Genomic DNA, 26,060 nt, shown 5'->3' with positions numbered 1-26,060 from the left:
TGTCAGACGAAGAGAAAATGCGGACCAACAAAAAAAACCTTAAAGCCTCTTCACAAACGGTTAGAGGTGTGTTACAATCTATATGAATGAGGGCCCATAGCTCAGCGGTTAGAGCAGTCGGCTCATAACTGATTGGTCGCTGGTTCGAATCCAGCTGGGCCCACCCTTATTGCTCAGGAAGCCAGTTCTCAAGCGTGTTCACGCCAGACTGGCTGTTTCTGTTTTTGGGCGGGAATTGGTTGAAAAAGCTTTGATTAACCAATCAGCTCAAAAACATATGGACAATCAGGTACCTGTGAGCGCGTCATGGAAAGGAAGGTTTCCTGATGCCTGCTCGAAAAGCTGACAATACTACGAAAAAAACAAAATACACACTTTTTCCCTCTTCCCGAGCATCGTCGCGCCGTGTCAAAACAATACAGATTGCTATCGATGATTTTATCATGGATCACCATAGCCCTCACCTTTGAGAATCAGGCGGAAAAGGCACCCCAGCCAGAAAAAAAATGAGACAATGACTGATATGGAGCTGAAAAAGTAAACGCTTGATGTGAAAGGGCTGCGCATGGTGTGGAGCTAATCTTCCAGAAATGTCTCCTCTTTTTACTCTGAGCAAGAATTTGCTACTTTTATCACACGTTGTATTCTTTGGTAAAAAACACCAGAGCCTCTATACTCAATAACCGGAATACTCAGCTTTAAGAAGAATGCCAACAATGAGCAGGTATGGTTTAGGGTGCCTGCAATAATGTACTTGTGATATCTGGAGCATTGGAGGCAAAAGATAGATGGCATCAACCTTTGAGAGCCGGGGATCGGACTCTGCGTATATAGAAGCGGTCTGGCGCGACCACGCCGGCAGGAACTACGCCCCTATCTGTCCGGCCTCGAACCATTGGCATCTGCTGTTCATGAAGCGGGATGGCAAGCCTATTGTTTCCATTGAGGGTCCCTTGACCAGGTCGAAGTCCGTCAGGCAGGATGAGGGGGTTGAATGGTTTGGTGTCACATTTAAGCTTGGTACCTTTCTAACTGTCGTGCCTGCCAGCGATCTGCGGGATGTGCAGACCATTTTGCCTCTGAACATAAAAACAACCTTTGAACTGGCCGGATCGCGCTGGCAACTCCCTGACTATGACAATGTCGAGACGTTTGTGCATCAGCTGGTACGTGAGCATCTGCTGATCGTCGATCCGCTCGTCAAAGCGGTCCTGGCTGGTCAGCAGCCGGAGGTGTCAGAGCGTACTGTACGGCGTCGCTTTCTCCATGCCACTGGACTGGCTCCCAAAACCATCGAGCAGATCAATCGCGCCAACCAGGCGGCCGTGTTGCTGGCGCAGGGGGTCTCGCTTCTTGAGGCAACCTATCAGGCTGGCTATGCCGATCAACCACATATGACTCGCTCACTCAAGCACTTCATCGGCTACACACCTGCCCAGATCGCGCAGACCAGAACGGTGGAATAGTGCGGCGTTGTCCGTTTTATGCAAGACGTCATTCTTTTGTTGAGCTATGATGGGGTTGTTGAAGACACCGAACAATCGCACGTTTGTCGATAAAAGGAGAAGTTCAGATGAGAAACGTTATTGCATTCATGCATATCTCACTCGATGGATTTACGGCTGGACCAAATGGAGAGCTGGAGTGGGCGATCGTAGATGACGAAGTGAATCCCTATGTTGATGCATTGATCAGAAGAGTGGATACAGCCCTTTATGGACGCAATACTTACCTTATGATGTACAACTACTGGCCAACGATGCTGACTGATCCCAACGCCGACCCACGTGAGCTCGCGCATGCGCGCTGGGTCGATAACGTCTCCAAAGTCGCGTTTTCAAGGACGCTCACCCATACAGACTGGAAGAATACGCGCATCGTGCAAGATCAGGTTGTAGAAGAAGTGAGCGCGCTCAAACGGCAATCCGGTGGTGACATCATGATCTTTGGCAGCCCCGGCCTGACGCATTCATTCATGCAGCTCGACCTGATCGATGACTATTGGCTCTTCCTCAATCCGATCGTCTTAGGTGGTGGCATCCCGCTCTTCCAGGATATGGCCGCCTGGACCAAACTGAAGCTGGCTGAGATAAAGGCATTCCAGAATGGGGTGGTTGGATTGCACTACCAGACGATCAGAAACTAGCCCACCGGTACACGTCTGTTTCATTTCAGCTTATAGGCTCAGAGAGCCTTGTAGTGCAATAGGCCACGTTCCTGTTTTGACGGAAATTTGGTGTGGTGTCTTAAGAGATGAGACGTTCATCACAGCATTTGTGTTCAGTGGAACTTTCCTATTTTGAGCACGAATCTCTCAATGTTCTTTCTCATCTCTTTTGCTATAGTCTCTTGCTCTCAACTAGTGATGACCACCACCGCCGCCATTATGGAAGCCACCGCCGTGATGCCCTCCCATGGTATTGTGATGATGTCCGCTCCAGGTGCCGTTATGGTGATTATGATGAGATTGGGAGAAAGTATCGTAAATGCTACTATCCGAGCGATAGCTGTTGCCGTTTCGCGCCCGATGAAACACCAGGGTCAGGACGATGAATAAAATTGCCATCACTGAAATTACTACTATTGCGTGGTTGCCCATCTTATAGGTTCTCCTTCAAGCTATATATGTATAAATCACATTATGCTGGTGATGATGGTGTTTAGATTCGTGCCATTACTTCCTCGCGTTTCCAGGTCGTTGCCGCGAGCACGACCAGTACGATATCGAGCAGGATAAGTGCGGCGTCGGCTGCTGGATACGCCCAACTGCCCAGCGTGTTTAATCGCAGGGAGCCGAAGAGGACACCAACAAAGATGATTGAAGAGATCATACTCGAGATGGCCTGAGCGGTCTGAAACTTTTTGGTGCGGGATGAGATGATGCTGGTCAAGACTGCACCCAGAAGCATCATTCCCAGTGCCAGGATTAGGACAAACGTGGCAATCCCCCATGGAATTGAGCGTAGGATGTTGGCGCTATATGTGAAGATCACGAAGCCAAAGTAGAAGATGGCTCCGATCAAAGCATATACACAGGCCGGGATGATTGAGCCTAGAATCTTGCCGGCAAAGATGGCGAGATTCGAAGCTGGGGTCGCGAGTAGTGGCAGCAGCGAGCCGCGCTCTTTATCCCCTGCGAACGCATTCACCGAGGCAAGAATGGCCGCAGCCGCGTTGAGGATAACCGCCCAGGATAACCAGATCGCCACCAGCAGTCCCTTCTCTCTTTGTGAGGCTGATCCGGAAAGCGATGCAGCCAGACCAGTATTCACTTCCATAACGATGAAAAGCAGTGATAATCCCAGTGTATAGAGTGAGCGACGCGCGAAGATCGTCTCTTTTGTCTGACGCATGGCAATGATCCAGGCTGAGCGTAGCGTGCCGGCGGGTCGATATTGTGTTGATATGTTGTGCATAGTTTTTTCCTCATCTCTTGGAATGTGAAAAGTGTATGAATAGCTTTTTATTGTGCCATGGACTTATGGATGAATGGCCTCGACTGGAGCGATCTCATTTTGCATAGCGGACGTATAGACATCTTCAAGCGAGGCACGCTCGGTTGTGATTGACACAATGCTGGCACCTATCCGCGCGAGCTGTTGCTGAACGAGCGGATTGACCGCTTTGGGATCGGTGGTAAGATAGTGTATGTGCAGACCGTTTTCAGACTCTTCCAGTTTATGTATGCTATTGGGTAGGTCCAGGTGCGTGATGCCCTGGGGCAGCGGATCGGCCAGCTCGATATGTACTTGTACCTCGGTTGTCGCGCCAGCGCGTAGCTCCGTGGGCGTACCCCGTAAGACAATTTTTCCCTGCCGGATAATGATAATGTTATCGGCCAGTTTTTCAGCTTCATCCAGATCGTGGGTACACAGCACAATGCTCCGTTGCGACCGCTTCAAGCTGCGAATTAAATCGCGCACATGGCGAGCAGCCACTGGATCGAGTCCTGAGGTGGGTTCATCCAGGAACAGCACCTGGGGCTCATGGAGCAGGGCGCGGGCTAAGGCGACCTTCTGTTTCATACCTTTAGAGAAACCCGCCATGGAACTGTGTTGATCTTCAGTCAGTTCAAACAGGGTCAATAACTCCGAAATTTTTTGTTGTCGCACCTGAGGGGGCATGCCGTACAGGTTCCCAAAAAAATCCAGGTAGTTGGTAGGCGTCATGTCTTCAAAGAGTCCGGGTACATCCGTAACCAGACCAACGCTGGCCCGTACGGCCGCTGTCTGCCGGTGAATGTCATATCCATTTACCAGGGCGGTTCCAGAACTGGGGGCGAGCAGGCCCGCGAGCATACGTACGGTTGTCGTCTTGCCCGCTCCATTTTGTCCCAGGAGAGCAAGCACCGTGCCATCGGGAACTTGAAAAGAAAGGCCAGAAACGGCCAGCAATGAACCAAAGCGACGAGTAATATTTTGTACATCAATCATGTTTCTATTTCCTTATGTATGAGCAGTAACCAGTTCTCAATTGGTGTGCTATGCTGTAGTAAGATCTGATGAATAAAGCATACACGCGGGGAGAGATTTTGTGATACGTCGAGAGGTGTAATATGGGTACGCCTGAAGATCTAATTCATCGATATGTGTAGCTTTATGCTGGTATAAGCAAGGACGCTTGCTTTACGACCAAACCAGAGCTTGCTTGACTATCAAACATTAAATCAGATAAGGAAGAAGAATGCCATCCATTGCCAGATTTAGCTCAACATTTTACCGTCTACGCTGGAAGCCCACATTTTCCTACACAATTGTGACGGTGCTCAGCCTGTTGGTGACATTTGTCTTGCTGCTCGCGCTGACTATCTGGTTATTTTTCAATGTGCTTAGCAATGCAACTGTGCTTGCTCCTCAATTGGCACAGCAGGCACCGGTAGCCGCCCTCTTTTTTGATCATGGTCAGGCCAATGGTAAACAGGTGACGCGCTGGGTGCACACCGTCTATCCCCAGTCGTATCGCGTGTATCATGGTTTTCTGGCCGTGGTTGACCTGAAGGGGCAGGTCGTGGCGGCAGATAGTACAGAGACGGCACCAACAACGGCAACGCTTACGCATCAACTTGGCTCTCAGGCGTATGGTAGATTGCATCAGGTATTAGAGAGCAGCAACACGACTGATACATCCACTACTACATTGAACTTGTCTGGTCAGTCAGTGATCCTGGTACCGATTCGCCAGCCAGATGATCATACGCTGCAGGGCGTGCTGGTCTGGAATATCACGCAAAATCCATTGGCGATGAATAACATGCTCTATCTCTCTCTGGCTATTGAAATTAGCCTGATAGCACTTATATTCTGTGTCATCTTTACGATTATTGGTACCTTCTTTGGCTTCTTCACCGCGCGCGGTTTTACACGGCGGCTCGAACGACTGTCGGCGGTTGTTGAGCGCTGGAGCCAGGGCAATTTTCAGCATGAGATCCTCGATACATCTCGCGATGAGCTTGGACAGGTGGCCCGGCAACTCAATCAGATGGCACAACAATTACAGAGTGTCTTCTTTACACAACGCAAGCTGGCCGTACTGGAGGAGCGCAATCGCCTTGCTCGCGAGCTCCATGATAGTGTCAAGCAGCAGGTGTTCTCGGCCTCGATGCAACTGAGCACCGCCGATAGCGTTATAGAGCAAGACACGACGTCCGCCCAGAAGCATATTCAGCTCGCGGAATCGCTGATTGATCATGTGCAACAAGAGCTTGCCAGCGTCATTCATGCCCTACGACCGGTGGATCTGGAACGCAAGAGTCTGGAACTGGCATTAACCGAGTATGTACGTGGTTGGGAGCAGCAAACAGGCATTCGCACAGCGCTCAGCATAGATCCTTTGCCTGCTATCTCTCCCGAGCTTGAGACTGCCTGCTATCGCGTCACGCAGGAGGCGCTCTCTAATGTGGCGCGCCATAGTGGCGCGCGCGTTGTCACGGTCCGACTGCAGAGCGTTCGTAATCTGGTGACCTTGAATATCCATGATAACGGGCATGGTTTTCAAGTAGACAACAAGCAGGAAAGTGGGATAGGGCTACAGTCTATGAGCGAGCGCGTTGAAAAATTGCATGGTTCGTTAGAGATTAGTAGCGATAAACGCAATGGTACCACGATAAGCGTTACATATCCATTGAATGAGGAACAAAGCTAGATGGAAAATACTATGGTGGAAAAAATCACGATCATACTGGTGGACGATCATGAACTGGTACGGCAGGGGATACGAGCTTTTTTAGATATTCAGCCCGATCTGCAGGTGATCGCCGAAGCTGGTTCTGGTGAGGAAGCGGTGCGTATCGCGACCGAGCTGCAACCGGATGTTGCGCTGATGGATCTCACGATGCCCGGTATGGACGGTGTGGAGGCGACTCGCCAACTGAAGCAGGTTAGTTCCCATACCCAGGTTATTGTACTGACCTCCTATCACGAGGACGAATATATTTTCCCCGCCTTACGGGCTGGTGCCCTCTCGTATGTATTGAAGGATATCAAGGCCAAAGAACTGGTCGATGCGATCAAGAAAGCGGCCCGAGGTGAGAGTGTTCTCAATTCGCGTGTTGCCTCACGTGTCGTCAAGGATCTGCGTAATGAGCGACAGGAGGCGCCCAATCTTTTTTCTATCTTGAGCGAGCGCGAGCTTGAAACTCTGCGACTGATTGCCGCCGGGCAAAGCAACGCTGAAATCGCACAACAGCTCGTTCTCAGCGAGAAGACCGTGAAGGTTCATGTCAGCAATATTCTTAGCAAGCTCAACCTGACTGACCGCACGCAAGCCGCCGTCTTTGCCTGGCAGCAAGGATTAGTGCGCCGCTCTGAGGCTTAACGCGACCAGCTACCTGGTCGCGTTAAGCTTTAGAGCGACGCTGTGTAGTTTCGGAGAATTGCTCGTGCTCCTGCGCACGCTTGCCCACACCCTGGCAGAAGGTCTCGCTGTCCTCCTGACTGGCGCAAAGCAGGATATCCAGGTTGCCCAGATTCCTATTTTCCAGGAACACCAGCCCATGCCCGCATATGCTATTTTTAGCGAACTATGGATTCGCTACGCGAGCTACATGCTCAAACACACATGCAACGCCGAAAGTATCTCCATCAGCTGCCGAACCCGATCCTCGTCAGGAACGCTCACACGGGCAGCCACAAAGCCATCAGGTCGGACCAGGAGCATCCCATGTTCGGGCAATCCGGTTGCCTGTTGCCAGTTATCCTTGCTTGCTACGAGCTCTCCTTCAGGGCCAATACAATAGGTCGTCAGTTTAATGCCCGCGTGAGTAGCGCATTCCTGCGCCGCCCTGTGCCAGCCTTCTCCATCCAGGCCTGTCAGTAGGACGAAATGACGACCAGTCATATCAAGTGTCGAGATGCGTCGGCCCTGATACTCCACCCACATGTGAGGCACACGTGAGCCGGGCTGCCCTCTCAACTCTGTATAGTCTGGTGTGTTTTCTTCTTTACCTGAGAGCACCGCTGACGAGGTATAGAAACCGAAGCGCGCCTGTAGCTCGTTGTCCGTCGTTTTTTCTCGATCGGTGATCTCTTCCTGCTCGGCGGCAAAGCTCGCCACGTGACGCCTTTCCGTCTCGTAGGTCGAGAGCAAGGTGGAATCAGCGTGACCCTGGAGAACGGCGGCCAGCTTCCAGGCAAGGTTCTGTCCATCCTGGATACCCAGATTCGCACCCACGCCGCCAGTGGGTAGGATAACGTGTGCCGCGTCGCCAGCCAGGAAGACTCGCCCAACCTGGTAGCGCTTAGCCAGCCTCTCCTGCGGCATCCAGGGGAGAATACCCATGATTTCTACCGCGAGATCAGGGATCCCGATAGCCTTGCGAACGAGATCCTGACTACGCTCGACAGATGGGATCTTCACCTCTCCATTTTCGCGATAGCCGGGCATCTGAAAAAGCCAGCGATCACTATTATTGATCGCCATGAGCAGACCCGAAGCTTCAGGGGTCTCTATCGTACAGAGGATAAACTCGTGGCCTCGTACCAGTTCGCTCAGGTCCGCACGAAAATCGATGGCGAGTGTATGCATCTTTGACAACGTAAAGCTCTTCGTGGGGATGGCAAGCGTGCGCAGTGCAAGGCTATTGGCCCCATCCGCAGCAACCAGGTAGTCGGCACGGATACGCTGCTGCATTCCCGTCGTGCGATCCACCACGAGAGCCGTCACGCCCGTCTCATCTTGCTCAAACGACAGCAATTCAGTTTGAAGGCGCAGATCTCCACCTCGTTGCCGCGCCGCCTCAAACAACACGGGCTCCAGAGCGGCCTGATTACACAGACAGCCTGGGGCTGGACTGAGAGCCTGCTCTGCTTCTTTCATCTGGTCGAACGTCTCAATATCTTTCCCATCCAGGTTTAGACGTGTGACCTGTGCCATGTCGGCAGAGGCAAGCGTCTCGACAAAGATCTCCCCCCTGCTCCTGCTGAGCGGCTCGGCGGCCGTCCGGACGCGCTCTTCAAGCCCCAGCGTACGCAAGACCTCCATTGTTCGCGCTCCCAGGCCAACCGGGCGGGGATGAATCGCGGTACCTGGATGTCGTTCAATGAGGAGATACGGAACCTGCTGCTGCGCCAGAAAGAGCGCGGTCGAGAGGCCAGTTGGTCCGGCACCAACGATCAAAACCGGAACAGAGACATCTGCCATGATAGTTTTCCTTTTTATATCCCGTTTATAATTGGTGTGACTTAAAAATTTAAGTCACACCAATTATAAACGGGATATAAAAAGAAAGTCAACCCAATCTTGCAGTCTATTGCAAAAAGAGCTACAATGCCCCTATGACACAAATACCAGGACGACGTGAACGAAAAAAGCAGCAAACGCGGGAGAAGATCGCCAGAGTTGCAATGGAGCTCTTTATTGAGCGTGGCTTTGAGCAGGTGATCGTGACCGAAGTGGCTGAAGCGGCTGATGTATCGGTCAATACGGTCTATAATTATTTTCCGACGAAAGAGGACCTCTTTTTTGGACTCCATCAACCTATGGAGGCTTCCCTGGCAGGAATGGTTCGTCAGCGCGAGAAGGGAGAACCATTGCTCGCCTTTCTGCGTCATTTGTTGCTTGGCAGCCTTGAACATATGAAAGCGATGCCGCCTCCAGAGCAGGATGTTACGCGGCAGCAGGTTTTCCGCGTGATGCGGGAAAGTCCTACCCTGCAAGCTCGGGGCCGACAAATGACCGAGTCTGTTGAAGAAGATCTCGCCCATGCTTTTGCGGAAGATATGGGGACGCAATTAGATGCTATCGTACCCCGCCTCGTGGCGCAGCTGATCCTGACTCTGTACGCGAGGATCTTTGCGGAATACCAGAGGCGACGAGTCAAAGGCGAATCGTCTGAGGAGATCCATGCCGGCCTCTCAGCTATGGTTATGTCTGGTCTTGCCCTATTGGAGCATGGAATCGATGCTTCCGGGGGATAAGGAGTGCGTCAGCTCACCCCACATCACTGTGGAATGTCTTGACGGAACTGCGTGAGGGGTTGCGCTTCATCGGGGGCCAGCTCCAGCTCCGCACTCTTCTGCTTACCGAGAGCTTGTTTGCCTTTGGATGGGGCATTGTGAGCGTCCTGGCCTTCTTCTACATCACCCAGAATATCCACGTGCCTATAAGCCTGTTTGGCCTCTTCAGTGCTGTGCCATCCATTGGGGGCATCGTGGGGACCTTGCTCGTTGATCGTGCGGCGGCCAAAAGAGGAGTAACCAGCGTCTATGCGCGCGCCCTCCTTTTTGCCGGGGTAATGGTCATCGTCTCAACCGTCCCGAATCAGGCGATCATCGACCTGGTGGGTTTCACGCTGATTGGTATCGCCACGATGCAGGCCGAGTAAGCGTTCTACTCAGGCTTGCAAGGAGGCAGGAACATTTGCTTGTACAATGCGTACATAACGTAATCTCATGATGAAAATGTATCAGGAAGGCTGGTTGATGTCAAGAAAGAAGCAAGGAGATTTATCCTAACTCTGGCTGTTCCTGACGTAAAATGCTATATAATACCATGTCATGCCAGGCGCCTTTACGCCATTGAGACTGGCGCATTATTCCTTCACGTGTGAAGTTGCTCTTTTCTAATGTCCTCTGCTCTGCTTTATTCTCACTATCTGTAAGCGTCTCTATACGCACAATCGGGTAGGTCGCGAAAAGATAGCGCACTAAGAGTTTATGGGCCTCGGTTCCATAACCCAGCCCACGATGCTCCTTTGCTAACTCAATGCCAAAAAAGTAAGCTATATTCCCTTGACCTGGACCATGCCTTACTGGTCGATAATCGACCATTCCTACGATTTGCTCACTGTGTGTTACAACCGCAAGTCGCGTATATGTGTCACTTATAAAACCATTTTTATTAAATTCTTGTTCAATCCCCTCGGAACCATGGAAACCAAAGAAGTTAAACTCACTCATTACTTCAGGATTTTCAAAATACTTCTGGAGATATGCGACATCAATACGTTTTAAAGGGCGTAAATAGATTTTTTCTCCTCGTATCATTTTCACACTTTCCTTTTACAATTTAGTTCCCGCTCAATTTTTGCCTTAAAACCTGCTTCGCTGCTATAATTTACTATCTTCATAATTCACTACCTTCATAACTATCTCAATTGTATCCCTTGCATCTCAATAAATGATATGCAATCAGGGACGCTTCGTGTAAGATGTGGACATGAATATTAACGAAATTCGCGCTGTTTATGACAGTAGGTCAATCACAGTCTATCAGGCCTATGCGAAGGCGATCGCCTTGCCCGCGATACAGCACAATCGTTTTGTTCCCCCGTTTTCAATGCATCGCATGACCTGGATCAAGCCCTCTTTTTTATGGCTCATGGAGCGTAGCAACTGGGGACTCAAATCTGGTCAGGAAATGATCCTGGCCATTCGCATGACACGACAGGGTTGGGAGGAGGCACTCTCTCAGGCTGTGTTGACCGTGTATGATCCATCGATCTATCGCACTTATGACGAGTGGGCCACGCAATTTGAGCAGGCACGTGTCCACGTGCAATGGGATCCCGAACGAACGCTCCGGGGCAAAAGCCTTCCTCTCAACAGCATTCAAGTGGGGCTGAGCCGCCATATTATTGAACAGTACGTTAATGAATGGACTATGGAGATTCGAGATGCTACCCCAGTGGTGAGAAAGATCTATACTCTTTTGCAAGAGGGCAAGGAAGCGAAAGCGAGGGACTTGCTGCCTGGCGAGCGCGTTTATCCATTGCCACAAACCCTTGCCCGGCGCATTGGTATGGGATAGCACGTATAATGATGCCGAATGATTAAGGTTTTAGAAAGGTTGCTGCGTAAGAGATGTATACTTGCCGCTTTGCACAAACTATTGAAGGTGCCGCCTTGAGGCTAGATGCGCTGCCTCTCGGGGATGTTCCACGCGGGCTTGGAACTCCATCACAATATTGTCTGGTGGAGGAGAACGGAGATCCCGTGATGAGGATTGATGTATATGCAAACACGGGAGGATTCGCTGATGTCCAGATCTGGCACAACTGGTTGGTCATCGGTTTTGCGGATATGGTCCATTTTGTCTCTCTTGAGACGCGACAGCACTCTTCTCATGCCTTGTGGGGATACTTTGGGCATCTCTATCCGCTTCCAGATGCGCTTCTTGTCGCATCGGCCTCGGATTTGCTGTGCTTTGATGCGCAGGCCCGATTGCAATGGATCACGGAACAGCTAGGGATTGATGGAGTCGTCATCATTCGTGTTGCAGGCAACATCATCTATGGTGAAGGCGAGTGGGATCCACCAGGTGGATGGCAGCCATTTAAACTTGCGCTGTGCACTGGACATGTTGTTACAGAACAATAATTTCTCAGACGCGTGTTTATTGGGAGAGATCAATTTTTATGAGAATTCAATCAGAAGATAATTTGCACTTCATTCAGTTGACCCTCCAAGAAGTGAATATGCTCTACTATCCAGGTGTGCGTGTCCAGATCGAAGCCAGTGTCCATTTTATGAGTCATCCCTAATTTTTCAAAAGAAGGACTAGGCAAAATGGATCTCGTCATTTAGACTGTTGAATATGAAAAGCAAACAATCACTAAATGAGGAGATCCATCGTTATTATGTCAGAATTGTCAGAAACCTTCAAACGCTTGGAACAAGATCCGCAGGGGGGATCACAGCATCTGCTTCAGTTGCTTGAACAGTTTTTGCAGCCTTTTTTGCTCAGGCTCGATGATGTCTTAGACAAACGGTTGGTGCGCACCTTACTGCAATGCCTGGTTGCCATCATCCGCCTGCGTCAAAATCCACAAGCTTTGTGGCTGAGTGAGCTTGGTTCCTATCTGCAAGGCTATGATGGGTACTCAACGAGTGCCACCGCAGGCACCAAGCGGGTTGGAAAGCTGTTGCGATCCGTGAAGTGGACCGTGGGGCTCATTGATGACTATCTGCTGGAAAAAGCAGATGAGGAGGTACGCACCCTCAAAGAGCAATGCAAGCGGATCCTCTGCATCTGGGATGGAAGTGTGCTGGAGAAAGCCGAAAGCGAAAAGTTGGAAGGACTCTGCCCGGTTCTCTCGAGTAAAGCCAAGAGGCGGCAGCGGACAAAGCGGGGCTTCGTGTTCAATTGGCCTGCTGCTCGTCCGGTCAGGGTCATGGGAATGCAGTGGAATGCTGCACTCATTGTCGGAATGCAAGGGCTTCCCCATCTGGCAGTCACGAAGTGGTGGTCAACCAAAGGCGTCTTTGCCACCAGGCTCCGAGATGCGGAAGAAGAGGGATTGCGGATCTGTGTCAGAAAATGGGGTTCTTTGCTGGTTCATGTCTTTGATCGCGGCTATGCCTCAGGATATTGGCTGCGCGTGCTCGCCAAGTATCGAGCCCGTTTCATTATCCGCTGGGTCAAACATCACGTGTTTCTGACACTGGCCGGAGAGGAAAAGAAGCTGTGGCAAATTGGCCAGGGGAAGAAGTATCGCGCGCACAAAGAGATCTGGGATGGCAGAACGGGAGAAAAGATGGCCTGTGATTTGTGGTGGACAGCCCTTCGCCATCCTCAGACGCATGAACCATTGTTTCTCGTGAAAGCGCGGGTCAAAAAAGGCATCATGTATTTGATCACCAATGAGCCAGTCCACACCGAAGAGCAAGCATGGGATGTATTCTTCAGTTATCGTCGGAGATGGCAAATTGAGGTGAGTTTTCGCTATGCGAAATGTGAATTGGCCTTGGAATGTCCTCGGTTGTGGTCGTTAGAAGCTCGACTCAAGTTGCTTGGTATGGTCATGCTCGTCTATGCCTTCCTGCTTTCCTTGCTTGATCCGAGGCATCACGAACTCGTGCAAGCGCTCTTGCGCTTCCGATGTCACCGAACCGGAAAGCGGTGCCTGCACGTGCAGGCACCACTCTATCGGATCCGATGGGCACTCAGTCGCTTGTGGGACGATTACCGTCCCCGCTTCGGTTGTTTCCTCCCACCTTCTGATGATCCCCTCACGGTTTGCTCACTCATCCGAGACCTTGAGCGATTTCAGAAAAATTGGGGATGACTCATGAGCTTTGCACGAAACTCCACATTGAATGGTCTCATTGACCGATAGAAGGTGAACACTCCATATGTCACATCAAAATTATTGTGTCACGTGTAGCAAACCACTCAAAAAAGATGAAGAGCTCTTTCATGTTGCGGCAGTGCGCCGTGGCGAAGATAACCTCAAAGCTTTGTATGTTTGTGGCCAATGTGCACCACACTATGAAAAGCTCACCTATCCTTATACAGTTTTAGACGGTCGTGTTGAAAAGCTCACCCATCTTTGTGAATTTTTAGACGGTCGTACTTATACAGATGAAGATGCGCCTTCACGCTGGGATAGTGGCCAAACCATTGTTCACTATAAAAAAACTTTAATAACTTACGCTGATCGTCGTTTTTTACAGAGCCCAGAGAGTAGAGGGCGCTTTAACCAGGAACAGGTTGAGCAAATCCTCGCAGAGTGTGCCATTGATACGAGCCAATTACCTCCCCTTACTGACTTTCCTTTGATTGAAGATTTTGATATTGTTCTCGTAAGATCCAAACGTCAAAATAGACCAGATGATCGATTTGGCTCCTATGATCTTCTCTTTTTTAGCCCCTCACGTGGTTACCTCGCCAGTACTCTGTACTCACCAGTCAAATCAACCTATAGTATCAGTTTTGATGGTGCATTTGGCACCTTGCAACTGCCATACTATGATTTCGATCTAGGATATAAGCTTCTGCTCTTTGAAGATGATCAGTTTGTCTATGTGTTACAGGGTGGTGATTGGCAGAATGATGAATATGATACATGGTTTAAAGTAGACAAGCCACGCTATTATGAGCGCTGGAAAAATATTGTTCAATTGGCGAGGGATGTTCCTGCTGAGGATTAGTCATCAGGCAAGATGACCAATCTCTATAGATGTCGTGTTCTTCCGTAGCGAAAAGTTAAGAGGATTCCGATGGTATCATCGGAATCCTCTTATGAAATTATGAGAAGTCAGACTTACAAATTGCCCGTCCTTTTTTGATATTCCCGGTACTGCCGATTTTTACGCCTTTTATGTAGATGTTTGCTTTTCTTTTTGCTTTCGATGATTGTTTTACGCACTCGACTATAACGATCAACCTTGATATATGAGAATGGCAGATCTTCCCACGAACCTCCGAAAAGAATATAATCTGGATGCCGTAGTAGTGGGGGTGGCGGATACATCTCCTCATTCCAGGTTAATCGATCTGCCTTTGCTGCATACCACTCACGGATTCTTCCAACACTTCGAAATCTCCTAAAACTTCGAAATCTCCTGAAAAAGGAATACATTTGATCCTCCAATCTTGCACGAAACTCTCGTGCTTAAGGAGGGTGCCAACTTTTACATATGCCATCTAAATTCATTATCTCTTCACCCTGCGAAATAAGATCAATTGGCATGGCTGACCATGAGAAGCATTCGTGGATGCTAACATCACGAATATTATAGCTTTGATATTAATTGTTCTAGCTCACTTGCACATTATCTTTGATATACTTGTTGAACGCTTGATTTACTGCATCTATCTGTCCTGGAGAAGATTGAGAACAACGCCATGCAATCCCCATCTGTTTACAGCTGTGGCAAAGCGACTATTAGGAGAAAGAAGCAGTTTTTCTATAGTTTACCACCGCTGAGTTTTTATTTAGCTACCAGCTATTTTCGTGGGAATTGTATTATGCTATACTGCTCTACGGATTTTCAGGCGCTCTCACGCCAGGCTGGCTGTTTTTATTTCAGTTTATTTACATTAAAATAGAAGCATAGCTGTTCCCGTACTATTTATGAGATCTGGATTGGCCGATCAGCAATTCCAGATAATAATAGGCGAATAGAAATTACGAATAGACACTTTGAAACGCGATAATAATGGGTATACCAAGAATCGCTCTAGAAGCTTGCAAGGGCAGAATTGGTCAGTTTTTCTCTCCCTAATGATAAATGAAGAGCTCATTTGGTGCAAGCAGAGCAACCAGGGTCATACGCATACCCATACGATCTAAAAATTCGTTTGGAGCTTGAGTAAGGATTGTGATTGACAAGCATAAAGGGTTTGGAAGAGATAGAAGCTATGAATAAAACTGATCGCTTATTAGCTATTGTGCTGGAATTGCAGCGCAAGGGGCGACAGCGCGCTGAGGATCTGGCTGAGACGTTTGAGACCAGTAAGCGTACTATTTATCGCGATATTCTGGCTTTGTGCGAGGCGGGCGTGCCGATTATTTCGGTACCAGGTCAGGGCTACTCGTTGATGAAGGGTTATTTTTTGCCGCCGCTCAGTTTGACGATTGAAGAGGCGACGATGTTACTGCTGGGCGGTAATTTTATGGCGAAGAACTTCGATGCACAGTATCGCGCTGCCGCTGAGTCTGCGATCCATAAAATTGAGGGGGTATTGCCTGAGACTTTACGCAGTGATGTGCAGTATCTGCAGCAAAATATTCGTTTTATCGGGTCAATTACTGCCTTTGATGCCAGGGAACAAGCTACTTTACAGCAATTACGGCGAGCCCTGCTTGATCGCAATACGATCCGCTTTTGTTATTATACACGTCATCGTAGTGATGGGCAGAACACCCCTCAAATACGCGAGGCTGATCCTTATGGCCTGACATATATCCTCAATAGCTGGCACCTGGTCGCATATTGTCATTTGCGCCAGGATATTCGCAATTTTCGCCTGGATCGGATGGAGGAATTGGAATTATTGCCGCGCACGTTTATCCGGCCCGTTAATTTTCAGTATCGTCAGAGTGAAAGGGAGCAGGAGCGAAATCTGACGGTACGCGTACTGTTTGATAGCGAGATAGCTCGTTGGGTACATGAGGGAAGTTCTTACTATGTCACTTGTGAAGAAGAAACCGCTGCTGGGCTGCTGGTAACTTTGAAGGTACGTCACGAGCGTGAGATTCTCCAATGGCTACTAAGCTGGGGCCGGCGTGTAAAGATATTGGAACCAGCCTCATTACAAGAGCTCCTGGTGGAAGAATCACAGGCTATGTTACAGAATTACCAGAATGTGGATAATTTGATACAGGTCAAAAATAGCTTGTAATGGACTCTGCTTTATGTACCTTAAAAGTTAAAAAAGCACGTAAAGCAGAGTCCGTAAATTTCATTACCTTTCCTACATAACCACTTCGATTTTTCTCCATATATATTTAGCGCCACCGCTTGAGAGGTTTTCCCTATTTAAACGTTACCTGCCAGCGTGATGGTGATTCTTTTTGCGTTTTTTCAAGATTTTCTCTGCTCCATGAGCTGTCTACTAGCCTGCATCTATGGCGTTATACCTTCAGGAAGCTCGAAGATATGCTAGAGTTCTGCTCCTCTGGGTGATAAGTTCAACGTATTCTGGTGGATATTATTATTGAAGAGGGTAAGATCATCGCTAAACAAGATTTAACTATGCTGCCTGATTCCACCGGCAGACAGGATGATGCTGGTGAAGGTATCCAGATAGATGCGTTCCATCTTACCAGTGTGAGTAAGAATAATATTGTATTATTGAACGACATCTCTTTGTCTATTCCACCGGGTGCTCTGGTCGGGCTGGTAGGGAGCTCTGGAGCAGGTAAATCTACACTGATGAATGCCTTGAGCGGCTTTCGTTTTGCTCAGCGTGGAAATGTCCTTTACAATCAGTTGGAACTTTATCAGCATACCTCTTGTCTGCGCGAGCAAATAGGGTGTGTGCCGCAGGATACGATCGTCCATTATAACCTCACAGTTGATCAGGCCCTCTATTATACGGCTAAGATGCGTTTACCTGTTACCCATACAAACCGGCACATTCGCAAGCGCATCAATGAAGTCCTCGTGGCCGTTGGCCTGGTAGAGCGGCGTAATGTGCTGATTAGTAAGTTGTCGGGTGGGCAGAGGAAGCGGGTCTCGATTGCATTGGAACTGCTTGAGAAGCCTGCGGTCTTTTTTCTTGATGAGCCAACATCAGGTTTGGATGCTGGCCTGGATTATAAAATGATGCACCTTATGCGTAGGTTAGCAGATAAAGGGCAAGCGGTAATTATTGCCACGCATAGTATCACGCATATTAATCTTTGTGACTATGTCTGCTTTCTTGCTCCGGGCGGTCGGCTTGCTTATTTTGGGCCTCCTGAGGAAGCACTGGCTTATTTCGGGGTAAGCGAATTTGCCGCTATTTATACGTTGTTGGAACCCGATGAGCATCATCGTCAAAATCCCCAGGAGGCAGAATCCCGTTTCAAGGCGTCGGAGGATTATCAACGCTATGTGCTTGATCCCCTCAGCAAGCCAAAAGGTGATATTGAGCAACGAGCTCGGCGTTATGTCAAAAAACGCACTTCACGAAGATGTGGCGCATGGCGACAATTCTGGTTGCTTTCTGCGCGTTATCTGAAATTACTGAAACATGATACTGGCAATATGCTTCTCCTCCTGTTTCAAGCCCCGGTGATTGCCTTGCTGCTCCTGGTCTTGGTCAAGTATGAAGTAGGTATCAATGTACTTCAGAACGACCATCTCGTGAAATGTCCTGTTGGTACAAGTGTGTTTACCGCTACTGGTTTGCCGAATATTCCAGCTCAGGGTGCTAGTTTTGAAACAGTTGATTGTCAGCATGTACAGCATATTCTGCGGTATGACGGGCAAGGAAAAGCGTATGCGACAAAGCGAGGAGGCGTTGATAAGGCCTTACAGGATTTTATCGCACCTGGTTCAGGAACTGATGCCCAAAAGATTTTATTTATTACGAGTTTTAGTTCATTTCTCTTCGGGTGTGTCAATGCGGTACGTGAATTTGTCAAGGAGCGATCAATCTATCAACGTGAACGTACCTTGTATCTGAATATCTTTCCATACATGTTTTCGAAGATCGCCGTCCTGGGTCTGCTTTGCCTGCTGCAAGTTGCAATCCTGGTCCTGGCCCTTTCGGTTGTTCTACCCTTCTCACGACCGGGTATCCTGACCTTTCAAATTCTGGAAGTATATATCACGCTAGTGCTTACCTCACTTGCAGGTTTAATGACAGGACTGGCCATTTCAGCTCTGGCCCCCACAGTTGATCGGGCCGTAAGTTTTATCCCGCTCCTGTTGATACCGCAAATCATTTTCTCAGGTACTGTTTTTCCTATGAAAGGTGAATTAAGTCAGTTCCTGGCAACGCTCGTAGCGGTACGCTGGTCCATAGGGGCGCTGGGCTCAATTATCGGGTTGCACAGTGACAAACTAGGTGAAGATACCCTTATTGGCACGATGAGTACCTATTGTGGGAGGTTATTCTCTACCTGTACTGCCACCGAGGCTTCCAGCCATCTTCTGTACCTCTGGGCTGCCCTGGCACTCATGATCTGTCTTCTTGCCGGACTTGTGGGATTATTTCTCCGCTTTGTGACCAGACCACACAGTTTCTAGCCAGTTCTCTTGTTAAAGCAACTTTGTTGTTGCCACCGCAAGCAAAAAAGCCTGATGCTCGCTATCTTCAATATCACAAGACTGAAATTTTTCAAGGATAAAGTTTTCAACCCTGGATAAGAGTGGGAAGGACAATAACTTGTGCTGACTTACAGATCCGCGCGTGCGGGTTTGCGTGGTATGAGCAAGAGTAGTCCGACGATAGAGGCGGTACATAGTGCTGCTCCAACGAAATACATGCCACTCCCATGTAGCCGTTCGTAGAGCACGCCAAACAGGTTAGTACTTGCCCAGGTACCAAGCCCGAAGCTTGTGCCATAAAATAGCGTTTGCCCGGTGGTGCGCATATGTATTGGCACGCGTTGATCGATAAAGGTGATCGCAGCAACATAAAAGCTGGCGAATGAGATACCATGGAGTAGCGTGAAAGCAAATAATATGGGATAGGTTGTAAAGGTTGCATAGGCCAGCCAGCGCACAACAGCCACACTTAATCCAATGATTAATAGCCACCTGGCTCCCAGGCGTTTCATCAAGATTCCTGATAGCATCATAACTGGCAGTTCGCTCAGACTGGCCAGTCCTGAGGCCAGTCCTATAGCGCTGGTGCTAACTCCTAGACTCTTCAGGTAGAGGCCAAAGAAAGTATTGTAGGCTGCAAAGGTTCCATAGCCGATCATGCACAGAACAATAAAGAGCAGAAGGGTGCGGTCGCGTAGCAGTACGACTAGTTCATGGCCTTTTATGCGTGCCATACTTACTTTATTCTGCCCAGGAACAAAAAAGCTGGTCAGCAATGGACCACAAAAGACGATTGCTAGCAGCAGGAATAGTGAGGTCACACCGATCACATTCAAGATACTTCCCGCCACAATTGCCGCAATCAGGAAACCAAGTGATCCATAGACACGTATCGATCCATAGCTGCCACCATGCTCACCAACCCATTGCAACGTAATAGCATCAGCCAGTGGAATTGTCGGACTGATAGCGATTGCCAGTACGATAATAAAGATGAATAATGCTACAAATATATGGGTTATCTGCCATATGAGCAGGGAGGTGATGACTGCAGCGAGCAGGGCGGCTATCAATAGCTGTTTGCGCCAGCCAAAATGATCGCTGAGTACCCCCCATAACGGTGGCATGAGCATACTTGCCAGTGGAAACATAGAAGCAATCAAACCTATCTGCGTACCTGGAAGTCCAACGGCGCCTAGATAAAGTCCCAGATAGGGGAGATACACTCCCATTGCTGAAAAATAACCGAGGTAGAATAATTTCATACTCCAGGGTCTGGAGAATACATTCCTTGATAGAGTGAGTTTACCAGCCATGTGCTATATACTTTCTAGAAGAACTACTGCGGTAAGTTATAAGTAGAAGCTATCCGTGATAGAGTACGTTATTGATCCCCAAAAGACAAGCATTACTTGTGGCAAAAGTTTTTCTCCTGGCTTTTGTAAAAGGATGTTACAATGGGTCAAGATCGTTGAAATTTTCGTATATACGAGAGGAAATTATAAGAATATATGACTGAACGTTACTTGCCTGTTCCCGTATGGAATAATTTTATTGGAAAATGGGAGCCGGTCGATTTTCGTCGTGGTCAACGTGTCGTCAACTGGCCTACGGATTTTGATACCACGTTATTGCCTGTTCCAGAATATAGCGATGGTGATCGCGTGCAATTTGTGCGTGATGAAACCTGCGCACGTGAAGGTGTCGTGCGGCGTGTGCTTTTAGCGGGTGGTGAGTACAGACCTCTAGAGAGTAGAGAAACTGCCATCAAACGGCTCTATCTGGACCCCGAAAACATGCTCTATATTGTCACGGCCCGTGGTCATGATCATCGCATCAAAGCCTGGAATATCCTTGGACGCTTTGTCTCGCTTGAGCGCATCTCAAGCGTACTTCCCATGCGTGAATAACGTTATCGCATATGGTAGATGGCCTTAAAATGTATCACTAAATAATACGTAGCAAGCAGTCATATCGAGAGGTTTATCTTATAATGAAGGATTTTGATGAACATCCACGTCCGGTAAATGACAATATATCCACCGGACGTTTTCTCAGGCTCATTCTAATTGTCTTAATAATTATACTTGCATGTCTGCTTTATTTTGTCTGGCCCTATATTGCCAACTTGCCGCTTTTTGACGGATAGGAGCATCAATGCCAGATTCATATAGTCAAAAATTAACCGGCACAAGTACTTCATGTATATTTAAAGAGCACTATACGTATTTAGGTCTCATTCTATGTTATACTAGCTACATATTTCGTTATGGCACCAATCATGTGATATGAGCTAGATACGATCGGGAAACTTCACGATTGTATGTCAATACCATGTGATAACAGTTAATGAGAAGGGCTTTGTACGTATTGATGTATCGATTCAAGTTATTTGCTCTGGTGCTTTTGCTCATCGGAGCAGCTATTTTTGGCGGTATACAGTTGACAAATAGTTGGGCTGGGAAGGGGGTGCAGCAGCATTCGTTCAAAATGAGTGCTACTCCGACGCCGACTAGCAGCCAGATTGTTTTGAATATTAATCGCCACCAGGTCACTCCAACCACAAATCCGCTGGCACATCCAACCGTAGTGCCAACGATGTTACCAAAACCCAAAACGAATCAGGTGCAAAATGTGGAAAATATGCCAGCTGTACGTAATCCTCTTGACTGGCCATTTGCCCGCGATAGTATTTGGAATATGCCCCTGGGTTCGAATGCTATGTATGTAGATGCAACGATTGGTTCTCGTGGGTTTGGTACTGATATTGATTGGTTTATACCCACTAGTTCGAGTGATCCTTTAGTTCCAACTTATATGCCTAATGGATTTGGGCAGGGGCGATGTGCAGGGAATACTGTTCAGCAGCAGGCTCAATGGCATCCTGAGGCTGGACAGCCTTTGCATGTACCCGCTAATCTGGTGATACCAGATGCAATCACATCGGGAGGTATCTATTCGACTCCTAATAGCACGTCAGCTTTTCTTGAGCCTGATGGCAAAACACTGGTGAATTTCAATGTGACTGCACGTTGTCAGCCAGGAGGTCCTCTCTATGGAACCTGGTTTGGTCAATCAGATCTGTATGGTGATGGCATTGCTGGAGGGCATGGTGGTTCAGCATTATCCAGTATCGGAGGCAGTATTCGTACAGGCGAATTGTTGAATAATGAGCCAATTCATCATGCGTTGAAAGTTGACCTGTGGGGAAATTGGTTACATTATAATGCTACCTCGGATCAGGGACATCGCTGGCCCGCTCCTCTCGCTGATGGTGGGGCACCACAACAATATAAAGGGACAAATCCGGCATTGGTGATGGGCTCTTTGTTGGCATTACCACCCAATGTCACCCCTGAGAGTCTTGGAGTGACAAGTCAAATTGGCAAGAAAGTTTTCCAGGCATTGCAGAATTATGGAGCATATGTTGTAGATGATACAGGTGGAGACTACAATGCCCTTTGTGTAGAGCAGAAGGCCGATGTTGAGTTTAAAAATACCACTGGCCATACTATAAGTCAGGATCAGGCACTTAGCACGGATTTCAATAAAATGATAGCTATGATCAAAGTGATCAATAATAATGCTCCGACTTCTATCGGGGGAGGGGGAACGCCACGCGTGCCGTTGGCACCTCCATTCGCTTGATGAATGTTTGGGTTATTGTGTGAACATAAAATCAGCAGCCTTTCGCAATTCTAGATCGTGAAAGGCTGTTGTGGCGTTAGCGGATAAAGCGTTGCAATAATTTCATGGTGCGTGGATAGTTAACGGGGGTAACGCGTTGGATGATGTCCATTATCTGGGCATCGCGTCCAACCAGAATACGTGGAGAATTGCGCTCTATACCACGCACAATAATAGCAGCGGCCTCTTCAGGAGGTAGTGTGAGTACGCGTTCAAAATAGATACGCCCACGATCCATCTCTTTTTCGGTCATTGTGCCAAAGCGAGCATTGCGGGCGATATTCGTTTTGATGCCACCGGGATGGACACTGCTGACTTTAACCGTTGTGCCTGCCAGTTCTTGTCGTAGGGTTTCAGTAAAGCCGCGTACCGCGAACTTACTGGCTGAATATGCTGCCTGGCCAGGAACAGCGAAAAGGCCAAAGACACTGGAGAGATTGACGATATGCGCGTCAGGCTGCTGTTTCAAAATGGGGAGAAAGGCTTTTACTCCATAGACCATGCCCCAGAAGTTAATCTGGAAGAGCCATTCAATCTGTTCGAGCGTAACTTGCTCAACCGTGCCACCCAGTGCCACGCCAGCGTTGTTGATTAACAACGCTACTTTGCCATATTGCTGTACAACATCTGCGGCAAATTGTTCGATGGCACTATTATCTCCAACATCGAGTACATACGTCGTACAGGTGCTCGCTGTGGTAGAACTCAGCATCTGTTCCGTCTCTTCCAGTCCCCGTGCATTTTTATCGGCCAGTGCTAATATACAGCCTCTGGCGGCCAGATTGAGGGCCAGGGCACGTCCGATACCACTGCCTGCCCCGGTAATTACTGCGACATTGCCAGAATGAAGCTTCATACTTTTTGCACTCCTGAACATCACCAATTGACCTGTTCGTGCCTCTGCAAGATAGTGTCCGCTGCAAAGCGCACGACGAGGAGAACAACATAGCAAACAAATAAGCTAGCGAATGAGATTTATGGGTACGCCTGCACTCTTTTTATCCACAAGTGCTTTTATCATATCACAAATTATAAATCCATATATATGCGTTGTTAGTAGCTTATAAATTGTATCTATGAAGCAGTGTTGGGTGTAAAAAGAAAGACACAATGACCGGTATGGGTCTGGCAACTGCATTCGATCTCGCGCACCTGCCAGTGATTTTGAATTTTACCCAATTCAAGCATTTTATCAAAGGAAGCTTGCCAGACATAGCATGAGGGTCCACTAGCTCCCATAAAACCATAGGCGAACATGTTACTATAAAAGACAAAAACGAAAGATCCATTATCCAGACGCTTCCATTCTGTGAGTTTTTCCCCACGGGTCGTATTGGCTTCATTCATAAAGGCAGTGAGCAGAGTACGCATATTCCAATCTTGCCCGATGATCTTTGGCGCTTGCTGCATCAGGAAGATCAAAGCCACCTTTTGCAGGATATCTGAATCGACCCGTCCGGCCCATTTATAGGCTTGCCTGGCTGGTTGTTCTGGATTGGAGAAGAGTACTGCTCGATTAAGGCAGGTTGTATATTCAGGTGGAATGCAATATTGGTTAGTGAGAGGGGGCCAATGCTCTTCTTTGCGAAACTGTGCCAATCCTACATCTGAGATCAAATTATCCCATTGATCATAGCCGATCACCTGTCTGGCCGCCTTCAATTGATGATGAAAGTGTGACGCCATAGAGCGTTTGGTCCTGGTCACATGCGGTGTAAGGCCAATCTTTGGTAGTGCCTCCAGCGCTACTGTGTGTTCCTCAGTCGAAAACGAACATTCAGCCCCAGGTAGTATTTCCCAGATCCTTTTTAAGAATGAGCCATTAGAGTGAGAGACACGATGTGTTGTGCGCGAGAGGGTTTCATAAGCCGCCAGCAGATCCCCGTTAGATATTTTAATATTGGTTAGTGGCATAATCGGAACCTCACGCTGCAACTCTTGCGTTAGCCGCTGGAAAAAGCGTCCGAAAAGTTGCTTTGTCTGTTCTTCTTGTTGACCAAGTAATATCAAACTGGGGGTAAATCGCTCTTGAAGGAAGCGCTCAAATGCTTGATAGATGGTTGTTACAACAATGGCTCTCATTCCCGCCAGTGTCAGCACACAGGCTATGCGTTGGGACCGAATCTCATCTGCATCGATAAGCAAAAGAACATACTTCCGGGCTTTTTCAAGCGGATCATGAGGTGTGTCAAATGTAGTATGGTCGGCTGAAATTGTCATAAAAAGAGACCCTCTCTTCATTGAGGAAAGATAGAATTCAGTGGTAGGCACGCGTATATTGGTGCTCCAACCTGCCTGAGGTTAAGAACCAGTAAAATATGCACAAATAGAGTGTATGTTCTCTTTATTAAAATGTCAAATCGGTCAATAGTGTGTATAGGATTGTTCTTTGATGACATAGCGCTGATTAAGATAAAAAAACAGGCAAGCTAGAAGCCTGCCTGCACATTATTGTTTGGCGATTTGAGATTGATTTACTATGTGAGGAAAGCCATCATGGCAATCAACGACATAGCGAGAGGCGGCATCATTCGTGTAGGCCTTGCCTGCAATAGTATGATAACCACGCGATGAGTTTGTGCGACTGGTAAGTTTTTTACCTGGAGGAATGATATACACGATTTCCCCTGACCCCTGATGGTCGCGCTCCTCAATGGTTACGGTTTCTCCTACTTGATATTCACCTTCACACAGGGGTCCAAAGAGTTTCGCCAGATCCTCTTGTTTGTTGCCCTGGTGTTGATATGGCTCGTAAATACGCTTGCCATTTTTGAGGGACTCAGTAACCGGGATACGCTCACCTGTCTCAAGGGTAATGACCCACAGGCTTAAAAATGATTGTGGTTGTTGTATATCAACAGGACTCCACATGGAAGCCGTCAGCCCTGGTCTGGCTTTGACGCTAGCGAGAGCTACCTGTTCAAAAAGCTTGAGTTGGATACGACGAAGGATATAATCACTATCACGTTGACCAAGATCTGTCAGGTCCGATATCTCAATACCGTTTACTTTTATCGGTGCACGCATTCCATACTCTTGCCAATCGATAGGATCCAGAGTAATGTGTAGTTGTTCGCAGAGAGTGGTAAGCTGTTTCGCTTTCAGGCTTGCCTCTTGTTGTTCCGCTGCAATGTTTCGGCGTGAGTAAGTCATGGCATAGAACTCCCTCTTGAGGCAGACCATAAGCCCGCCCTTTGCTTGTAAAAACGTTTTCCAGGGAAATATAGAAATTACTTCTATGTAGTCATCATCTTATTTGGATCCGCCTGACACTCGTCATCGGATAGTATTAGTGTTTGAGGGACCCCTCTTAAATATAGGTCTTATCTACTGAGAGGAAATAAAATGTGGTACGTGTACGGAAGAGTAACCGCTTGCCATAAAAGGCCTGCGTGCTACTCTTCTATACTGAATCAGTTTATTTCTTCACGCATACAGACACCATTACTGAAT

24 protein-coding genes and 1 tRNA gene are annotated in these 26,060 nt (G+C 48.2%); 16 read left to right on the top strand and 9 right to left on the bottom strand.

Features of this window, described 5'->3' with window-relative positions:
* Positions 1 to 90: 90 nt before the first annotated feature.
* The 3 genes from EL633_RS02130 (at position 91) to EL633_RS02120 (ending at position 2,146) form a co-directional block, all read left to right on the top strand.
* Positions 91 to 163 (top strand) — tRNA-Ile (locus EL633_RS02130).
* A gap of 625 nt (positions 164 to 788) precedes the next feature.
* Positions 789 to 1,466, top strand: a complete 678-nt coding sequence (locus EL633_RS02125) for a helix-turn-helix domain-containing protein (protein ID WP_126625618.1) — start codon at positions 789 to 791, stop codon at positions 1,464 to 1,466.
* Positions 1,467 to 1,573: 107 nt separating this feature from the next.
* Positions 1,574 to 2,146, top strand: coding sequence for a dihydrofolate reductase family protein (locus tag EL633_RS02120; protein WP_126625617.1), 573 nt, complete (start codon positions 1,574 to 1,576; stop codon positions 2,144 to 2,146).
* 213 nt (positions 2,147 to 2,359) lie between these two features.
* On the opposite strand, the gene EL633_RS02115 is transcribed toward EL633_RS02120, so the two are convergent.
* The 3 genes from EL633_RS02115 to EL633_RS02105 all read right to left on the bottom strand — a co-directional run bounded on the left by EL633_RS02115 (position 2,360) and on the right by EL633_RS02105 (position 4,433).
* On the bottom strand, positions 2,360 to 2,599 hold the full coding sequence (locus EL633_RS02115) for a hypothetical protein (protein ID WP_126625616.1): 240 nt from the start codon (positions 2,597 to 2,599) through the stop codon (positions 2,360 to 2,362).
* Between the two features lie 61 nt (positions 2,600 to 2,660).
* Positions 2,661 to 3,416 carry an ABC transporter permease subunit gene (locus EL633_RS02110; RefSeq protein WP_126625615.1) on the bottom strand — a complete coding sequence of 252 codons (756 nt, stop codon included), beginning with the start codon at positions 3,414 to 3,416 and terminating at the stop codon, positions 2,661 to 2,663.
* Positions 3,417 to 3,479: 63 nt separating this feature from the next.
* The gene (locus EL633_RS02105; RefSeq protein WP_126625614.1) at positions 3,480 to 4,433 is read right to left on the bottom strand and encodes an ABC transporter ATP-binding protein; all 954 of its coding nucleotides are present in this window, start codon (positions 4,431 to 4,433) and stop codon (positions 3,480 to 3,482) included.
* A 250-nt stretch (positions 4,434 to 4,683) separates the two neighbouring features.
* Between EL633_RS02105 and EL633_RS02100 the strand changes: the two genes are divergently transcribed.
* A complete protein-coding gene (locus EL633_RS02100; RefSeq protein ID WP_126625613.1) occupies positions 4,684 to 6,141 on the top strand; it encodes a sensor histidine kinase in 1,458 nt (485 codons plus the stop codon).
* Positions 6,142 to 6,813: a response regulator gene (locus EL633_RS02095; protein WP_246039069.1), complete on the top strand. Its 672-nt coding sequence runs from the start codon at positions 6,142 to 6,144 to the stop codon at positions 6,811 to 6,813.
* A 225-nt stretch (positions 6,814 to 7,038) separates the two neighbouring features.
* Here the strand turns inward: EL633_RS02095 and EL633_RS02090 are convergent, their stop codons facing one another.
* Positions 7,039 to 8,637, bottom strand: a complete 1,599-nt coding sequence (locus tag EL633_RS02090; RefSeq protein WP_126625612.1) for an FAD-dependent oxidoreductase — start codon at positions 8,635 to 8,637, stop codon at positions 7,039 to 7,041.
* A gap of 134 nt (positions 8,638 to 8,771) precedes the next feature.
* Between EL633_RS02090 and EL633_RS02085 the strand changes: the two genes are divergently transcribed.
* Together EL633_RS02085 and EL633_RS02080 are read left to right on the top strand one after the other, a co-directional pair.
* Positions 8,772 to 9,413: a TetR family transcriptional regulator gene (locus EL633_RS02085; RefSeq protein WP_126625611.1), complete on the top strand. Its 642-nt coding sequence runs from the start codon at positions 8,772 to 8,774 to the stop codon at positions 9,411 to 9,413.
* A gap of 38 nt (positions 9,414 to 9,451) precedes the next feature.
* Complete coding sequence (locus EL633_RS02080; RefSeq protein ID WP_126625610.1) at positions 9,452 to 9,820, top strand: MFS transporter; 369 nt, start codon at positions 9,452 to 9,454, stop codon at positions 9,818 to 9,820.
* Between the two features lie 121 nt (positions 9,821 to 9,941).
* Here EL633_RS02080 and EL633_RS02075 read toward each other — a convergent pair whose 3' ends face one another.
* On the bottom strand, positions 9,942 to 10,481 hold the full coding sequence (locus tag EL633_RS02075) for a GNAT family N-acetyltransferase (protein WP_126625609.1): 540 nt from the start codon (positions 10,479 to 10,481) through the stop codon (positions 9,942 to 9,944).
* A gap of 172 nt (positions 10,482 to 10,653) precedes the next feature.
* On the opposite strand from EL633_RS02075, the gene EL633_RS02070 reads away from it, so the two are divergent.
* From EL633_RS02070 to EL633_RS02045, 7 genes are all read left to right on the top strand, one after another.
* Entirely contained in the window at positions 10,654 to 11,244 is a 591-nt protein-coding gene (locus EL633_RS02070) for a DUF4291 domain-containing protein (protein WP_126625608.1), read from the top strand.
* A gap of 53 nt (positions 11,245 to 11,297) precedes the next feature.
* Positions 11,298 to 11,813 (top strand): hypothetical protein, encoded by a 516-nt coding sequence (locus EL633_RS02065; RefSeq protein ID WP_126625607.1) that lies wholly within the window; start codon positions 11,298 to 11,300, stop codon positions 11,811 to 11,813.
* A 38-nt stretch (positions 11,814 to 11,851) separates the two neighbouring features.
* Complete coding sequence (locus tag EL633_RS37755; RefSeq protein WP_281275835.1) at positions 11,852 to 11,977, top strand: hypothetical protein; 126 nt, start codon at positions 11,852 to 11,854, stop codon at positions 11,975 to 11,977.
* A 96-nt stretch (positions 11,978 to 12,073) separates the two neighbouring features.
* On the top strand, positions 12,074 to 13,501 hold the full coding sequence (locus tag EL633_RS02060; protein WP_126625606.1) for a hypothetical protein: 1,428 nt from the start codon (positions 12,074 to 12,076) through the stop codon (positions 13,499 to 13,501).
* Between the two features lie 67 nt (positions 13,502 to 13,568).
* Positions 13,569 to 14,366 (top strand): hypothetical protein, encoded by a 798-nt coding sequence (locus EL633_RS02055; RefSeq protein WP_126625605.1) that lies wholly within the window; start codon positions 13,569 to 13,571, stop codon positions 14,364 to 14,366.
* A gap of 1,213 nt (positions 14,367 to 15,579) precedes the next feature.
* On the top strand, positions 15,580 to 16,563 hold the full coding sequence (locus EL633_RS02050; RefSeq protein ID WP_126625604.1) for a helix-turn-helix transcriptional regulator: 984 nt from the start codon (positions 15,580 to 15,582) through the stop codon (positions 16,561 to 16,563).
* Positions 16,564 to 16,865: 302 nt separating this feature from the next.
* The gene (locus EL633_RS02045) at positions 16,866 to 18,899 is read left to right on the top strand and encodes an ABC transporter ATP-binding protein/permease (RefSeq protein ID WP_126625603.1); all 2,034 of its coding nucleotides are present in this window, start codon (positions 16,866 to 16,868) and stop codon (positions 18,897 to 18,899) included.
* Positions 18,900 to 19,048: 149 nt separating this feature from the next.
* Here EL633_RS02045 and EL633_RS02040 read toward each other — a convergent pair whose 3' ends face one another.
* Positions 19,049 to 20,185 carry an MFS transporter gene (locus tag EL633_RS02040; RefSeq protein ID WP_161981871.1) on the bottom strand — a complete coding sequence of 379 codons (1,137 nt, stop codon included), beginning with the start codon at positions 20,183 to 20,185 and terminating at the stop codon, positions 19,049 to 19,051.
* Positions 20,186 to 20,431: 246 nt separating this feature from the next.
* Here EL633_RS02040 and EL633_RS02035 point away from each other — a divergent pair, with 246 nt between their 5' ends.
* A complete protein-coding gene (locus EL633_RS02035; protein WP_126625601.1) occupies positions 20,432 to 20,830 on the top strand; it encodes a hypothetical protein in 399 nt (132 codons plus the stop codon).
* Between the two features lie 463 nt (positions 20,831 to 21,293).
* Positions 21,294 to 22,568: a hypothetical protein gene (locus tag EL633_RS02030; protein ID WP_126625600.1), complete on the top strand. Its 1,275-nt coding sequence runs from the start codon at positions 21,294 to 21,296 to the stop codon at positions 22,566 to 22,568.
* A gap of 76 nt (positions 22,569 to 22,644) precedes the next feature.
* On the opposite strand, the gene EL633_RS02025 is transcribed toward EL633_RS02030, so the two are convergent.
* From EL633_RS02025 to EL633_RS02015, 3 genes are all read right to left on the bottom strand, one after another.
* Positions 22,645 to 23,463 (bottom strand): SDR family NAD(P)-dependent oxidoreductase, encoded by an 819-nt coding sequence (locus tag EL633_RS02025; RefSeq protein ID WP_126625599.1) that lies wholly within the window; start codon positions 23,461 to 23,463, stop codon positions 22,645 to 22,647.
* Between the two features lie 218 nt (positions 23,464 to 23,681).
* Positions 23,682 to 24,827, bottom strand: coding sequence for a V4R domain-containing protein (locus EL633_RS02020; protein WP_161981870.1), 1,146 nt, complete (start codon positions 24,825 to 24,827; stop codon positions 23,682 to 23,684).
* 228 nt (positions 24,828 to 25,055) lie between these two features.
* On the bottom strand, positions 25,056 to 25,760 hold the full coding sequence (locus tag EL633_RS02015; RefSeq protein WP_126625597.1) for a hypothetical protein: 705 nt from the start codon (positions 25,758 to 25,760) through the stop codon (positions 25,056 to 25,058).
* Positions 25,761 to 26,060: the final 300 nt, after the last annotated feature.

Origin of the sequence: Dictyobacter alpinus, from assembly GCF_003967575.1 — a bacterium.
Classification (GTDB): domain Bacteria; phylum Chloroflexota; class Ktedonobacteria; order Ktedonobacterales; family Ktedonobacteraceae; genus Dictyobacter; species Dictyobacter alpinus.
The sequence above is the reverse complement of the archived record's forward strand: the minus strand, read 5'-3'. Positions and strand labels throughout refer to the sequence as shown.